We start from the raw sequence: 14,983 nt of genomic DNA, 5'->3' as shown, positions 1-14,983 counted from the left end.
TCCCGGTCACCAGCGCGGGGTGGTGACGCCCGTCCCGTCGGCCCACTCGAAGACGGACGCGCCCTCGATCCAGACGCGCGTCGCGCGGCTGGTCGCGTCGAGCGGGTCGCCGTCCCACAGGACGAGGTCGGCGTCGAAGCCGGTCTCGATGCGACCGACGCGGTCCCCGAAGCCGAGGAAGTCGGCCGGGTTGACCGTGAGCGCCTCGAGCGCGGTCTGCCAGGGCAGCCCCTCCTTGACGGCCGCGGTGGCCTGGTCGACGAGCATGTTGATCGGTACGACGGGCGCGTCGGTCGTGATCGCCACCCGGACGCCCGCGGCGGCGAGGACCGCGAGGTTCGGGATGCCGCGGTCGCGGAGCTCGACCTTCGAGCGGCTCGTGAAGAGCGGGCCGTAGATCACCGGGACGTCCCGTTCGGCGAGCAGGTCGGCGATCTTGTGCGCCTCGGTCCCGTGGTTCACGACGAGCCGGTAGCCGAACTCGTCGGCGAGGCGCAGGGCGGTCGCGATGTCGTCGTGCCGGTGCACGTGCTGGTCCCAGGCGAGCTCGCCGTCGAGCACCCGGACCAGGGTCTCCTTCGTCAGGTCGCGGGTGAAGGGCTCCCCCTTCGCCGCCGCGGCGTCCCGCGCGGCGCGGTAGTCCTGCGCGGCGACGAACGCCTCGCGGATGACCTTCGCGACGCCGAGGCGCGTCGACGGGGTCTTCCCCTTCTCGCCGTACACGCGCTTCGGGTTCTCGCCGAGGGCGCTCTTCACGCTCACGGCGTCGGAGATGAGCTGCTCGTCGATGGTGCGGCCGCCCCAGGTCTTGATCGCGACGGTCTGGCCGCCGATCGGGTTGCCGGAGCCGGGCTTCACGACGATGCTCGTGATACCGCCGGAAAGGGCGTCGCGGAAGCCCTCGTCGTCGATGTCCACGGCGTCGATCGCCCGGACGGCCGCGGTGTTCGGGTCGGTCATCTCGTTGGTGTCGTTGCCGGCCCAGCCGTTGGCCTCCTCGTGGATGCCGACGTGGCCGTGCGCCTCGACGAACCCGGGGACGAGCCAGGCGCCGGCGGCATCCACGACGGGCAGGCCGGGCGGCGGGGTGACGTCCGGGCCGACCGCGGTGATGCGGCCGTCCTGGACGACGACGGCGCCGCCGTCGAACTGCGGAGCGGTGACGGGGACGACGTGCGCCCCGGTGACGACGAAGGAGTTGCGCATGTCACCACGGTACGTCCGTCCGTGCATGCGACATGTGGATTGCTGGCGGTGGAGCGGCGGCGGGTCCTAGCGTCGTCGGTCCCGGGTGCGTGGGGCACCCGCTCGGACGAGCCCGGAGGAGCCCTCGTGACCGTGTCTGATCCTGTCCCCGGTGCTGCGGCTGGCCCTGCCTCCGGTGCCGCGGCTGGTCCTGCCCCTGGAGCTGCCGTTGGCCCTGCCCCCGGAGCTGCTGCTGGCCCTGTCCCGGACGGTCGGCGATGGCCGTCGCACCGGCGCGAGGAGCGTCCGTGGCGGAGCAACGGACGCGGTCCCCGTGCCGACCGCGAGCTCCGCACCGTCTCCGTCTCCGTGCCGCCACGGATCGCCGACCTCGACTGGGCACCGGACGACGGCACGGCCGTGCTGCTCGCCCGGACCACCCTCGCGCTCCGTGCCCTCGACGAGGCGGACGGCACCGGGCCGCTCCGGAGCATGCTCCTCCGCACGGACGCCGTCGCCTCGTCCCGCATCGAGCACGAGGCCGCGGGGCTCGAGGACGTCGCCCGGGCGCTCGTCGGGGTCCGGGCGAACACGAGCGCCACCGTGATGGTGCACGCCGCTGCGGCCCTCGAGGGCTTCGTCGACGCCGCCGGGGCGGGCCGGATCGACGAGGACGCCCTGCTCGCGGCGCACCGCAGGCTGCTGCGCGACGACCCGGTGGACGGCCCGGTCGCCGGCCGGTACCGGACGGTGCAGAACTGGATCGGCGGCGGGGTCACGCCGCGGCTCGCCACCCACGTGCCGCCGCCCCCGGACCTCGTGCCCGGACTGATGGCGGACCTGTTCGCGTTCCTCGACCGCGACGACCTGCACCCGGTCGCGCAGGCGGCACTCGCCCACGCACAGTTCGAGTCGATCCACCCCTTCACCGACGGCAACGGACGGATCGGCCGGGCGCTCGTCGCCGCGGTGCTCCGGCGGCGCGGGGTGACCCGGACCGTCCACGCACCGGTGTCGGCCGCGCTCGTCGCCGACCGGGACCGCTACTTCGCGCACCTCGACCACTACCGGGACGGCGCCGTGGACGAGTGGGTCCGCGACCTCGCGATCGCCCTCGGGGCCGCCGCCGACGAAGCCCTCGTCACGGGGCTCCTGCTCGCCGAGGCCGCGTCCGACCGTGCGGCGACGGTGTGCGCGACGGGACTGCACGCCGTGGTCGGACGCGGGCTCGACACCGACGGGGTGCTGACAGAGGACGCTGCCGAACGGCTCCTCACCGCGGTGGACCCGGTCGCCGGGCCCGAGACGCTCGACGCCGTGGTCGAGGACCTGTGCGCCGCCGGCGCGCTCCGCCCGGTCACCACGCGGCGGCGACGGCGGGCGTGGGTCGCGCCGGCCGTCGTCCGGGAGCTCGACGCCTTCACGGAGCGAGTGCGCGACGGAGTCGAGGCACGGTCGCGCCGACTCGAGCACGAGCGGCGCTCCGGGGGCGGCGCATAGGCTGGGTCGGTGAGCAGCGAGCACGCCCAGGCCACCACCCCTCCGTCCGCCGCGAAGCGGCCCGTCACCCGGAGCCACCACGGCATCGACTTCGTCGACGACTACGAGTGGTTGCGCGACAAGGAGTCCCCGGACACGCTCGCGTACCTCGAGGCCGAGAACGCCCACACCGACGCGGCGACCGAGCACCTCGGACCGCTCCGCGACCGGATCTTCGCCGAGGTCAAGAACCGCGTGCAGGAGACCGACCTCTCCGTGCCGGTGCGCATGGGCGGCTGGTGGTACTTCACGCGGACGGCCGAGGGCAGCCAGTACGGGGTGCACTGCCGCGCCCCGATCGCCGGCCCGGACGACTGGACGCCGCCGAGCGTCGGCGACGGAGACGGCACCCTGCCCGGGGAAGAGGTCGTCCTGGACGGCAACGCCCTCGCCGAGGGGCACGACTTCTTCTCGCTCGGCAGCTACGACCTGAGCGACGACGGCACCCGGCTCGTCTACGGCGTCGACGTCGAGGGCGACGAGCGGTACACGCTGCACGTCCGGGACCTGACCACCGGGCAGGACCTCGGCGACGAGATCCCGAACACCGGCGGCGGCGCGACCTTCGACCCGTCCGGCCGCTACGTCTTCTACCCCACCGTCGACGAGTCCTGGCGACCCGACCGCATCTGGCGGCACGCCGTCGGCTCGGCGGCCGCGGACGACGTCGTGGTCTTCGAGGAGCCGGACGACCGCTACTGGGTCGGTGTCGGGGTCACCCGGTCGTCGCAGTACATCGTCATCGAGCTCGGGTCGAAGATCACGTCCGAGGCACTCGTCCTCGACGCGGCGGACCCGACCGGGGAGTTCCAGGTCGTGTGGCCGCGCCGCGAGGGCGTCGAGTACGAGATCGAGCACGCGATCGTCGGCGGCAGCGACCGGTTCCTCGTCCTGCACAACGACGGCGCCGAGAACTTCGAGCTCGTCGACGTCCCGGCCGACGACCCGACGTCCGAGCAGGACCGCCGTGTCGTCGTCGCACACCACCCCGAGCGGCGGATCGAGTCGGTCGACGCCTTCGCCGGCCACCTGGCGCTCGAGTACCGGTCCGAGGCGCTCCCCCGCGTCGCGGTCATCCCCATCGAGGGCGACGGCTACGGCGACGCGCACGAGGTCCCCTTCGACGAGGCCCTGTTCTCCGCGGGGCTCGGCGGCAACCCCGAGTGGGACCAGCCGACGCTGCGGATCGGGTACACGTCCTTCGTCACGCCGTCCGAGGTGAGCGACCTGGACCTGGCGACCGGCGAGGTCACGGTCCTCAAGCGGCAGCCGGTGCTCGGCGGCTACGACCCCGACGACTACGTGCAGGAGCGCGACTGGGCGACCGCGGCGGACGGCACGAAGGTCCCGGTCTCGCTCGTCTGGCGCCGGGACGCCGTCGACCCCACCCGTCCGGCCCCACTGCACCTGTACGGCTACGGCTCGTACGAGCACTCCATCGACCCGGGCTTCAGCGTCATGCGGCTCTCGATGCTCGACCGTGGCGTCGTGTTCGCCGTGGCGCACGTGCGCGGCGGCGGCGAGCTGGGCCGGCACTGGTACGAGGACGGCAAGACCCTCACGAAGAAGAACACCTTCACCGACTTCGTCGCGGTCGCCGAGCACCTGATCGACACCGGGCGCACGAGTGCGGACCGGCTCGTCGCCGAGGGCGGCAGCGCGGGCGGACTCCTGATGGGCGCCGTCGCGAACCTGGCGCCGGAGCGCTTCGCCGGGATCCTCGCCGCGGTGCCCTTCGTCGACGCCCTGACGAGCATCCTCGACCCGGACCTGCCCCTGACCGTGATCGAGTGGGACGAGTGGGGCGACCCGCTGCACGACCCCGAGGTCTACCGGTACATGAGCGAGTACACGCCGTACGAGAACGTCCGCGACGACGTGCAGTACCCGCGGATCCTGGCGGTGACGTCGATCAACGACACCCGGGTGCTCTACGTCGAGCCCGCGAAGTGGACCGCCAAGCTGCGGGAGGTCGGCGCGCCGGTGCTCCTGAAGACCGAGATGGCGGCGGGCCACGGCGGGGTGAGCGGCCGGTACGACTCGTGGAAGGAGCGGGCGTTCGAGCTCGCCTGGCTCCTCGACGTCCTCGGGCTCGCCGAGGTGAACCCGGCCGCCGCGTCCGCTGAGCCGATCGCCGCCGGCTGAGTCCGTCGATCGCACACGCTCAGCGACACCTCACGGGCTGACGGCCGCGTGGAGTGTCGCTGCGCGCGTGGAGTCGTGCCCCAGCTCCGCGGGCGTCACACGCGGTTGAGCGCGTGCACCGCCTGGTCGTAGGACTCCTCCGCCAGGCGCACGCGGTCCCCCGCGAGCACGCCGTAGCCGAAGGTGCCCTCGCCTCCGCGCTCGGCGATGCCCGAGTGCACCCGCAGCACGTCGAGGGCGTGCAGGGACCGCACCCGCTCGGTGAGCACGTCCGCCGCGTCGCCGATCCGCTTCCACAGCGCGTGCGGGAACGCGTCGTCGCCGAGCACGTCCATCGCCGCGCGTGCCCGGGTGGCCGCGCGCCAGGCGTCCTCGGTCGCAGCTCGCTCGGAGGCCTCGCGGTCGACCAGGCCCACGCTCTCGTCGTCGTCGGACACCGCGCGCTGCACGAGTTCCCGCACCCGCGGCTTCTCGATCGCCGTGACGTCCTGCGCGACGTGCTTCGGCGACCGGAGTGCCCAGTCCGTCGGCGCCGGGCGTTCCACCGCGTCGTCGAGGGCGTCGAGCAACTCGAGGTAGGGCTCGCCGTGCAGGAACGCGACGACCTCGCGCACGGCGACGGCCCGACGCTCCCGTGTGGCCGCGAGCACGCGCTCCCGGGTCATCGCGTCGACGAGCAGGTCCTGCGCCGGGGACGACGCGTACGGCAGCCGCTCGACCAGGTAGTCGGCGAGTGCGGCCCGCGCCGTCACGGCCGCCAGGCCGTCCGCGGCCTCGGCCGCGCGGTCGGCCGCCTCGGTCGCGGCGAACGCGGGTCGGTACGAGCCGAGCACCGCGGCGATGCCGAGGGCGGTCCGGGCCGTCTCGCGGAGGTCCGCCTGCTCGCCGGAGCGGAGCCGCGCCTCCTGTTCGGGCCAGCTGCTGCGCAGCTTCTTGAGCCGCTTCGTCAGCGCACGGGCGGCGGTGCCCTTCTCCGGCTTGTCCGCGGTCCGGAGGCGCGGTGCCGGTGCTCCTGCCAGCCCACGTGCCAGCTTGGACGCGACGGCGGCCGGGGCGGCGCCGACGGCCGCGAAGCGCGCGTCGAGGGCCGCGAACAGCTCGTGCGCGACCTGCTCGTCGACGCCGTCGACGGTCTCGACCTCCACCTCGCGCCAGGTGCGCGGCGTGGTCGGCGCGTCGTCGTCCAGGCGCTGCGCGGCGACGCGGTCGTCCGCGAGCTCGGCGACCTGCTCGCCGTCCTCGTCGAGGAGGCGGGTGATCGTGCGCGCCGTCGTGATGCGGACGACCGGGCGGAGTCCGCGCCCGCGACGCTCGGTGAAGAGCGCGGCGAGGACGGCGTCCGGGACGGCGTCGGCGTCCTCGGTCAGGGGGAAGTGCTGCTCGTGCCGGACGGTGTCGGACGCCGCGCGCTTGATGTGCCAGCCGGCGTCGGCGCCGCCGGTGCGTCGGCGGACGGTGACGCGGGCGGCGACGAGGTCGTAGCGCTCGGTGTCCCAGTACGTGGCGTCGAGGGCGATCGGCGCCTGGTGGTCGGTCGCCAGGATGCTGCCGACGCCGATGAGGTCCGGCAGGTCCCCGCCCTCGGGCAGGTCGTAGGTGCGCTCGATCTCGAGGTGCGTGTCCGTCACGCGCTCCTGTCTACCAGGAGCCACCGGGTTCCCCGAACCGGCCGGGTTAGCCTGTGGACATGAGCGAGACGATCACCCGCGACGCGTTCGTGCCGGAGGCCGGCGGCGTCACGATGTTCACCACGACCTGGTGCGGCTACTGCGCCCGGTTGAAGAGCCAGATGACGAAGGCCGGCGTGCCCTTCCGCGAGGTCGACATCGAGCACACGCCCGGGACGGCCGAGCTCGTCGCCGAGGTCAACGGCGGCAACCAGACCGTGCCGACGCTGGTGTTCCCGGACGGCAGCACGGCGACGAACCCCTCGCTCGCCGAGGTCCAGTCCCGCATCTGACCCGCGGTCACCGCCACCGCAGTCGCGCACCCGCGACGAACCAGGAAACCGACGTCGAACCAGGCCAGAGCCGTGGTTCGACGTCGGTTTCGTGGTTCGACGGCAGCCGACGCCCCAGCCGCGCCGCGGCCGCGCCGCGGCCGCGGGGCACCGCGAAGGGCTCAGCGCGAGAGCGCCTCCGTGAGCAGCGCCGCCATCGCGTCCAGCTGGATGTCGCCGGAGTCGACGAGCTCCTCGTCCGAGCCGTCCAGCGCGCGAGCGGCCAGGGACGCCTTCGAGTCGATGAGCTCGGCGATCTTGGTGTCGATCGTCTGCGCGGCGATGATGCGCCACGCGGTGACCGGTTCCTCTTGCCCGATGCGGTGCACGCGGTCGATCGCCTGGGTCTGCTCGGCGCTCGTCCACGACAGCTCCGCGAGCACGACGTTCGACGAGACCTGCAGGTTCAGGCCGACACCGGCCGCGGTGAGCGAGCAGACGATCACGGCGACCTCGGGGTCGTTCACGAACGCGTCGATCTCGGCCGTGCGCTGCGCGGGCGTCTGGTCGCCGCGGACGGTCGCGGTCTTCAGGTGCCGGCGCGCGAAGACCTCCTCCGCCTGGTCCATCACGTCGAGGTGCTTGGCGAAGAACACGACCTTGCCGACGTTCGAGGCGAGCTGCGCCGCGTAGTCCGCCGCGAGCTGCGCCTTCGCACGGCCGATGCGCCGCACCATCGAGAACACGTTCTCGCCGGTCGACGAGGCGTCCTGGTCCTCGAGCTCCCAGCGGGCGACCTGCCGGACGAGCTTGTGGTCGATGCCGACGACGGGGTCCTGCCCGGTCCGGGCGTCGAGCGCCTGGTGGTACCGGCGGACGAGCTTCGCGGTGAGCTCCCGCTCGGCGTCGCGGATCGAGCGGCCCTCTTCGCCGTCGAGCTCGACCGGGATGTCGGCGATGCGTCGGGCGGGGATGTCCGCCGCGACGTCGACCTTGCGGCGCCGGACGATGCCCTGGTCGATGACGGCCTTCCGCGCCTCGACGAAGAACCCGGGGTCAGCCGGCGTCAGGCCGATGTCCTCGAGCTCGTTCATGAGCTTCGCGCGGGGCTTCTTGTCGTCGATCCAGCCGAGGTACTCCCAGATCGTCCGGAAGTCCTCGACCGAGTTGATGAGCGGTGTGCCGGTCAGGGCCATGAGCAGCGGCGCCGCGACCCGCGACCGGATCTTCTCGGCGATCTGCAGCACGAACCGGGAGCGCTGCGACTCCTTGTTCTTGATGAAGTGCGCCTCGTCGACGACCATGCCCTTGAACCCGAACGACCCGAGCCACCCGGCGTGCCGGTCGAGGATCTCGTAGTTCACGATGACGATGTCGGCGAACCCGTCCAGGTCGCCGCCGTCGCCGTGGATGACCGTCGCGCGTCGGTTCGGCACCCAGCGCTCGGCCTCGCGTGCCCAGTTCGTCTTGACGACGTTCGGCACGACCACGAGCAGCGGGAACGCGTCCGCGGCGTCGGCGGCGAGCAGCGACTGCGCGGTCTTGCCGAGGCCGGGCTCGTCGGCGAGCAGGAACGTGCGGTGGCCGTGCGACGCGGCGGCGACGAGCTCCGCTTGGTGCTTCATGAGCGTGGTGCCCGACTTCGAGTGCAGCGTCGAGGGCTCCGGCAGCGGCATCGACGCCGCGCCCCCGCCCGCGCCGTACTCGAACGACTTGAAGAGCGGACCGAACAGCTCCCAGTTCGCCAGGCGTCGCGGGTGGGCGACGGGCTGGTCGGCGAGCGCGAAGTCCGGCGGCAGGAACGGGTTCGCGAGCTGCCGCTGTACGACGGCCTGCGGCACGACCGAACGGACCGGGCTCTCGACCACGGGCGACGGCTCCGCCGCGATGACGAGCTCCTCGGGCTGCAGCTCCATGCCGCCCGCGATCATCATGTCCCGCTTGACGGTCCGCGTCGCCTCGCTGACGGAGGCCTCCTCGGTCAGCAGCTGGATGACGCTCGTGTCCCGGGCCGCGGTCTTCGCGAGGATGGTCGCGACGCCGTCGAGCCGCTTCAGCTGCTCCGCGCGCTGCGCGTCGGTGAGCTCCTGGTCGGCCTTCACCCGTGCGCGCTCCTCGCGCATGAGCAGGGCCACGGCCTGGAACTTCGACCGGTTCGACGCCTTCAGCGGGCCGCGCTGCGCGGCCGCCTCGACCTCGCGCACGGCACGTGCGAGGACCGGGATGACGCCGTCGTTGTCGAGCGGCCTGGTCCGACGCGACGCGGTCCGCGTCCCGCCGGCTGCACGCCGGGTGCCTGATCGAGCCAACGCTCCTCCTTGTTCCGCCCGTGTCCGGGCGAGCCGCCGTCGTGGCGGGAAGTCATCGACCGGCGCCTGGCGCGGCTCCGGTCCACGGGCCACCTTGGCCCGCTCGTTCGCCGGTCCCGCCTCGGGACGTCCGGTGGAGTCCCGCGGACCGTTCCGCCGTGACACCACTCGGTGTCGGGCACGACGGTCCGCGCCGGGATCCGGCGCCGTCGCACGCACGCGACGCCCTGCTGGGCGGTCACGGATCCGGTCCCCGCGTCGGTCAAGCGACCGACCGCCGCATCCGGAATCGACGCAGCACGCGGGCACGCGGTGCGTGCTCTGGGCAGTTTACTCCCGCACCGCCGACACCGGCGACTCCACGCGACCCGCGCGCGTCGCGTGGGCGACCAGGGGCCGGACTGGAGGCGCGTGGCGGTGCCGCCACGCGCCTCCCGTCCGTCGCCGTGTCGACCCGCGACCCTGCCCGGCGGGCCGACCGCCTGTCAGACCTGGGGGGCCGACCGCGGACGGACGAGCCCGTCCGACGGCAGCGCGGGAGCCGCCTCGGCGAGCGCCGCACGCGTGGCAGCGATGAGCTGCTGGGCCGTGGCGATGCCGTTCGCGGAGCCCGTCGTCGCCTGCCCACCGGCGTGCGCGAGGAGCTGCGCACCGATCGCCGGACCGATGCGGTCGGACTCGGCAGGGTTCCGCGCGACCCAGTCGCGGGCGACCGCGTCGGCGAGCCGCTCGGCCGCGGCACCCCGTTCCGCGTCGCCGCGTGACCGGTGCCACAACCCCGTGACGACGAGGTGCGCCACCACGGCGCCGATGTCCCGGACCGGGAACCCCCAGCCGGCGGTGTCGATGTCGAGCAGCCCGGAGATGCGCCAGGGCTCGTCCTCGTCGACGAAGACCTGCTCGAGGTGCAGGTCCCCGTGCACCACCTGCCGGGGCGCGCTGCCCCACCCGATCGAGCGGCGACCGATGTCGTCGTACAGCGCGTCGATCTCGACCGCGTCCTGCGGCAGCGCGGCGACGAGGGTCCGGCGGTGCCAGTCGGCGTGGTCCATCGCGTCCGCACGGGCCTGCTGCGTCATCGGCACCGTCGCGATCCGTCCCGTGAGCGCCGCGAGGGACGCGACGAAGCGCGGGTCGTCGGCGATCTCGGTGATGCGGCTGCCGGCGGGCACGCCGCGGATGCGCTCGAGGACGAGGAGCCCGTCGCCGCGGCTCGACAGCACGCGCGGGACCGGGAGCCCGGCCGCCGCGAACTGCTCGTGCGACTCGACGATCGGGGCGACGCGGTGCGGGCGGACGATCTTCAGGAAGAGGGTGCGCTCGGGGGCGTCGACACGGACCACCGCGCGCTTGCCCGGACGGTAGGCGGCGACCGAGAGCGTCGGGTCGGTGACCGGCATGCCGATGCCGCCGAGGAGCTCGGCCACCGCGTCGCGGTAGGTCACCTGCGGCAGGACCGGCAGGCCGGGGTCGTTCGGGTACGCCCAGACGGACACCGGGTCGCCGGTCGCCGGGTCGGTGACGATGGCGCTGTTCTGGTCGTGGGCCCCGCCGGTGTCGACGTAGGTCAGGACGGTCGACCGCTGGCCGGCGCGGTCGACGGTGTCGACCTCGTAGCCGTACAGGTACCCGTTGCCGGACGGCTCGACGGAGTGCGCCCGTGCGGCCACGACCGAGGTCCCGGAGCCGGCGAAGGCCTGCGGGATGACGCGCTCATGGTTGGGCCACACGGGACCAGTCAACCGCGCCGGTGCGGATTCGTCGCGATCGTGCACGGCTCGGCGTGCGGCTCGTGGCTAGCGTGGTCGACGTGAACCCGGTCTCGCGACTCCGCAGCTCCAGCCGGACCCCGTTCCTGCAGGTCGTGAAGACCGCGGTCGCGGTGGTCGCCGCCGTGCTGCTCTGCCGGCTCGTGATCGACGGCCCGTTCCCGACGTTCGCCGCGATCGCCGCGCTGCTCGTCGTGCAGCCCAGCATCAACCAGTCCTTCGTGAAGGGCCTCGAGCGCAGTGCCGGCGTCGTGCTCGGGGTGGTGCTCGCGACGGGGTTCCACCTGTGGCTCGGCGACGCCGTGTGGGTCGTGCTCGTCGTCATCGTGCTCGCGATCCTGCTCAGCTGGGCGCTCCGGCTGACCCCGACGTCCGCGACCCAGGTCGGCATCAGCGGCATGCTCGTGCTCACCGCCGGGGTGGTCACGCCGAACTACTCGGCCGACCGGATCCTCGAGACCGTGATCGGCGCGGTCGTCGCGCTCGTGGTGAACGCACTCATCGTCCCGCCGGTGCTGCTCGAGCCGGCGCACCTCGCGGTCGCGCGGCTCGCACGCGACACCGCCGCGGCGTTCGAGCGGATCGCGATCGGGCTCACCGAGGGGTGGGACGCCGACCGGTGGCACGAGGCACTGCTGCAGGCGCGGGCGCTCCGGCAGCAGCACGCCCGGGCCGAGGCCTCGCTCACCGCGGCCGGCGAGTCGCTCACCATGAATCCCCGGGGCGGACGGCACCGGACGATCCTGCAGCGGGACGTCGCGGTCGCCGAGCACCTGCGGGTCCTCGTGACGCGGGTCACCGGCATGACCCGGGCGATCCGGGACAACACCGCGCCGGGACTCCGCTCCGACCCGGTCGTCGGGAGCATCGCCACCGAGGTCGCCCGGATCGGCGCGGACGTCCGTGCGCTGAGCGCCCGCGTCGAGGCGACCCGGATCGACGCCCCGGACGGCACGGCGGCGCTCGACGAGGGACCGGACCCGGCCGAGGCCGCCGCGCCGGCACTCACGGCACCGCTGCGGGTGGTCCGGCCGAACTCGCAGCACTGGGTGCTCATCGGCGCACTGCTCGAGGACATCCGGCGCGTTCGGGAGGAGCTGCTCGGCGAGGACGACTGACGCGGGCGCAGCGCGCCCGTTGCCTGCAGCCTGGCTCGGGCGCAGGTCAGGCGTCGGCGCGTTCGGCGTGCGTCGGCCCGTCGACGAGCGTCGTCGCGACGCGGGGCAGGTCCGCCCGGACCGGGCCCGCGTTCGTCGGCTCGTCGCTCGGCGGCTCGACAGCTGTCGGCTCGGCGCGCGTCATGTCGGCGCCCGTCGGCCCGGAGTTCGCCAGGTCGGTGCTCGTCGGCTCCGCCGCCGTGGCTGCCGCGAGGGCGGCGCGCACGAGGTCGTCGCGCAGCCCCGGCTCCCCCGGTGCCCGGTCGCTCGTCGGCGCGTCCGGCACGAGCCGGCGACGCACCTCCGCCACGACCGCCTCGGGATCGGTCTCCCGGGCCGCGCGGCTCGCGGCGTCCGGGACGCTCGTCAACAGGTCGGCGACGACACGCTCGCGCCCACCGTCCTCCAGCTCGCCGAGCACGTCGAGGCCGTCCCAGGCCGCGTCGAGCTCCGCACGCAGGCGGACGAAGGCCGGGTGGTCCGACTGGTCGTTCATGGTGCCCCCACTCGGACGCTGCGTCGGGTACGCCGCGTCCGGGGGAACCATAGCAACGCGTTGTAGGGGTTTCACCACCCCACTCCGCGGGACAGACCGTTCTGCCCTCGTCCGCGGGCCTCGGGGCGCGCCGCGACCCCCGTTCCCAGGTGCCTCCGGGGCGATCATGTGACGAGATTCAGCGACTCCGGGGCCGGTACCGCCCCGACTGCCCCGTTCGATGCCACGATGGGCCGAGAGGAGGTCGATCATGCGCCTGTTGGTGGTCGAGGACGACGACGAGATGCGCGCGCTCATGGAGCGTGGGCTCGCGGCAGAGGGGTACCGCGTCACGGCGGTCGAGAACGGGGTCGAGGCGCTCATCGCCCTCGGCGAGCAGGGCTTCGACCTCGCGGTCGTGGACGTGATGATGCCGGGCATGTCCGGCTTCGAGCTCGCCCGCCGCATCCGCGAGCGCGAGGATCCGGTGCGGATCCTGCTCGTGACGGCCCGCGACGCCGTGGACGACCGGGTGTTCGGGCTCGACGCCGGTGCCGACGACTACCTGACGAAGCCGTTCGCCTTCGCCGAGCTCACCGCGCGGCTCCGCGCACTCGGCCGCCGCGAGAGCGCGGGTGCGCCCCGGACGATCGAGGTCGGGGACGTCTCCATCGACTCCGAGGCCCGCCGGGTCTCGATCAAGGGCCAGCGCGTCGCCGTGAGCCCGACGGAGTTCGCGCTCCTCCGGCTCCTCGCCCGCTCGGTCGGCACCGTGGTGGACCGGCCGAAGATCCTCGAGGAGGTCTGGGACGGCTCGCAGCACGTCGACCCGAACGTCGTCGAGCAGTACATCTCGTACCTCCGCAAGAAGCTGACCTCGCACGAGGCGACGGTCGCCATCTCCACCGTCCGGGGCCGCGGCTACCGGCTCGACCTGCTCGGGGCGTGACCGGGTCGGCACCCGTCTCCGGGGTCGGCCGCGTCGGGCGCGGCCTGCCCCGGCCCCTCCGGGTGCTCTCGCTGCGGGCGCGCATCACGATCGGTTCGACGGCGATCGCCGCCGTGGTGATCCTGCTGCTCGTGCTCGTCATGCGCTTCCAGGTCGTCAGCGTCGTCGCGAGCGCCACGCGGACGCTGCTCGACGCCGACGTCGACCCGTACGTGGCCACCCTCGAGGTCGACAGCGACCCGGACCTGTCGGCCCCGGGCAACCTGCAGCTCGTCGCGGTCGTCGCCCCGTCCGGTGACATCCGGCTGTCGACGATGCCCGAGAGCGTCGAGCGGGCCCTCGGCAGCCTGACCGCACGGCCGGCCGGGGCGTCGCTCGTCGACGTCGCCGGGTCCGAGTACCGCGTCGTCATCGAGCACCCCGTGAACCAGGCCGGGCGGTGGACCGTCGTCGCCGCACGCAACTCGCAGGCCGAGGCCATCGTCGTCGACGACCTCACCACGACCCTGTCGCTCACCGGCCTGGCGATCCTCATCGCCTTCGGCATCGCGTCCTGGGTCCTGGCGACGACGGCGCTCCGTCCCGTGAACCGGATGCGCCGCGAGGCCGAGCGGCTCTCCGTCGCGCCCGAGCGCGCGGAACTGCCGGTCGGTCCGGCACAGGACGAGCTGGCCTCGCTCGCGACGACCCTGAACGCGTTCCTCGCGCGCACCCGCCAGGCGACCGAGCGTGAGCGGCAGATGGTGTCCGACGCGAGCCACGAGCTCCGGACGCCCCTCGCGATCCTGACCACGCAGCTCGACCTCGCGTCGCTCGACGCGGACGACGCCACGGCGCTCGCGGCGCACATCGACCGCGCGAAGCGGAGCGTGGCCCGGCTGTCCCGCCTGGCGAACGACCTGCTCACCCTGTCCCGCATCGAGGAGTCCGAGCGCCGCGAACAGGACGGCGGACCGCCACCGCTCGCCGCCTGGACGGACCTCGGTGACGAGGTCATGGCCGCCGTGGACCGCGTGCGGCTCATCGCCTCGACGAAGGACGTCACGGTCGACTTCGAGCTCGAGCCCCCGTCGACGGCCGGCGGCACGGACGAGCCCCGCTACCGACTCGACACCGGGGGCATCGCCCAGCTCGTGACGAACACCGCGAGCAACGCCGTCGCGGCACTCCCCCGCGGCGGCGGCGTGTTCGTATCGTGGCGCACCGAGGGGACCGAGGGGGTCCTGCAGGTCACCGATGACGGTCCCGGTGTGCCCGAGTCGTTCATCCCGGTCGCGTTCGACCGCTTCACGCGTCCGGACGAGGCACGCACCTCGCGCCCCGACCCGGACCCCGCGACCGGCGCGGTCCCGATGCCGGGCGGCTCCGGCCTCGGGCTCGCGATCGTGCGCGCCATCGCGGAACGGGCGGGAGGCACGGCCGCCCTCCGCAACGTCCGTTCCGGTGGTCTCGAGGTCACCATCCGCATCCCCGCCGTCCACGAGCCGGCATCGCGCGGCTGACCTCCGGCCGGGTG

Annotated in this window: 11 protein-coding genes; 6 read left to right on the top strand and 5 right to left on the bottom strand. The window is 73.7% G+C overall.

Annotated features, from left to right (window positions below):
- Positions 1–6: 6 nt before the first annotated feature.
- Positions 7–1,206: an amidohydrolase gene (locus LQK89_RS05395; RefSeq protein WP_231050415.1), complete on the bottom strand. Its 1,200-nt coding sequence runs from the start codon at positions 1,204–1,206 to the stop codon at positions 7–9.
- 348 nt (positions 1,207–1,554) lie between these two features.
- On the opposite strand from LQK89_RS05395, the gene LQK89_RS05390 reads away from it, so the two are divergent.
- Together LQK89_RS05390 and LQK89_RS05385 are read left to right on the top strand one after the other, a co-directional pair.
- Positions 1,555–2,685: a Fic family protein gene (locus LQK89_RS05390; protein WP_231050414.1), complete on the top strand. Its 1,131-nt coding sequence runs from the start codon at positions 1,555–1,557 to the stop codon at positions 2,683–2,685.
- Between the two features lie 9 nt (positions 2,686–2,694).
- The gene (locus tag LQK89_RS05385) at positions 2,695–4,869 is read left to right on the top strand and encodes a S9 family peptidase (protein WP_231050413.1); all 2,175 of its coding nucleotides are present in this window, start codon (positions 2,695–2,697) and stop codon (positions 4,867–4,869) included.
- A 95-nt stretch (positions 4,870–4,964) separates the two neighbouring features.
- Here LQK89_RS05385 and LQK89_RS05380 read toward each other — a convergent pair whose 3' ends face one another.
- Positions 4,965–6,497 (bottom strand): CYTH domain-containing protein, encoded by a 1,533-nt coding sequence (locus LQK89_RS05380; protein WP_231050412.1) that lies wholly within the window; start codon positions 6,495–6,497, stop codon positions 4,965–4,967.
- A gap of 59 nt (positions 6,498–6,556) precedes the next feature.
- Between LQK89_RS05380 and LQK89_RS05375 the strand changes: the two genes are divergently transcribed.
- Entirely contained in the window at positions 6,557–6,829 is a 273-nt protein-coding gene (locus tag LQK89_RS05375) for a mycoredoxin (RefSeq protein ID WP_058741668.1), read from the top strand.
- A gap of 161 nt (positions 6,830–6,990) precedes the next feature.
- On the opposite strand, the gene LQK89_RS05370 is transcribed toward LQK89_RS05375, so the two are convergent.
- On the bottom strand, positions 6,991–9,117 hold the full coding sequence (locus LQK89_RS05370; protein ID WP_058741661.1) for a DEAD/DEAH box helicase: 2,127 nt from the start codon (positions 9,115–9,117) through the stop codon (positions 6,991–6,993).
- Between the two features lie 485 nt (positions 9,118–9,602).
- Positions 9,603–10,847 carry an aminoglycoside phosphotransferase family protein gene (locus LQK89_RS05365; RefSeq protein WP_058741662.1) on the bottom strand — a complete coding sequence of 415 codons (1,245 nt, stop codon included), beginning with the start codon at positions 10,845–10,847 and terminating at the stop codon, positions 9,603–9,605.
- Between the two features lie 80 nt (positions 10,848–10,927).
- Here LQK89_RS05365 and LQK89_RS05360 point away from each other — a divergent pair, with 80 nt between their 5' ends.
- On the top strand, positions 10,928–12,004 hold the full coding sequence (locus tag LQK89_RS05360; RefSeq protein WP_144802127.1) for an FUSC family protein: 1,077 nt from the start codon (positions 10,928–10,930) through the stop codon (positions 12,002–12,004).
- Between the two features lie 46 nt (positions 12,005–12,050).
- On the opposite strand, the gene LQK89_RS05355 is transcribed toward LQK89_RS05360, so the two are convergent.
- A complete protein-coding gene (locus LQK89_RS05355; RefSeq protein ID WP_231050411.1) occupies positions 12,051–12,539 on the bottom strand; it encodes a hypothetical protein in 489 nt (162 codons plus the stop codon).
- A 250-nt stretch (positions 12,540–12,789) separates the two neighbouring features.
- Between LQK89_RS05355 and LQK89_RS05350 the strand changes: the two genes are divergently transcribed.
- On the top strand, positions 12,790–13,467 hold the full coding sequence (locus LQK89_RS05350; RefSeq protein WP_058741664.1) for a response regulator transcription factor: 678 nt from the start codon (positions 12,790–12,792) through the stop codon (positions 13,465–13,467).
- Positions 13,464–14,969 (top strand): sensor histidine kinase, encoded by a 1,506-nt coding sequence (locus LQK89_RS05345; protein WP_174778597.1) that lies wholly within the window; start codon positions 13,464–13,466, stop codon positions 14,967–14,969. Before LQK89_RS05350 ends, LQK89_RS05345 begins: the two co-directional genes overlap by 4 nt.
- Positions 14,970–14,983: the final 14 nt, after the last annotated feature.

The organism is Curtobacterium sp. C1 (assembly GCF_021049325.1).
GTDB lineage: Bacteria > Actinomycetota > Actinomycetes > Actinomycetales > Microbacteriaceae > Curtobacterium > Curtobacterium citreum.
This window is presented reverse-complemented; position numbering and strand designations above follow the sequence as displayed.

Bases quoted from the DNA above. Each gene is read 5' to 3' on its own strand.
- LQK89_RS05355 (WP_231050411.1), bottom strand. From the start codon at position 12,539: ATGAACGACCAGTCGGACCACCCGGCCTTCGTCCGCCTGCGTGCGGAG.
- LQK89_RS05375 (WP_058741668.1), top strand. From the start codon at position 6,557: ATGAGCGAGACGATCACCCGCGACGCGTTCGTGCCGGAGGCCGGCGGC.
- LQK89_RS05350 (WP_058741664.1), top strand. From the start codon at position 12,790: ATGCGCCTGTTGGTGGTCGAGGACGACGACGAGATGCGCGCGCTCATG.
- LQK89_RS05395 (WP_231050415.1), bottom strand. From the start codon at position 1,206: ATGCGCAACTCCTTCGTCGTCACCGGGGCGCACGTCGTCCCCGTCACC.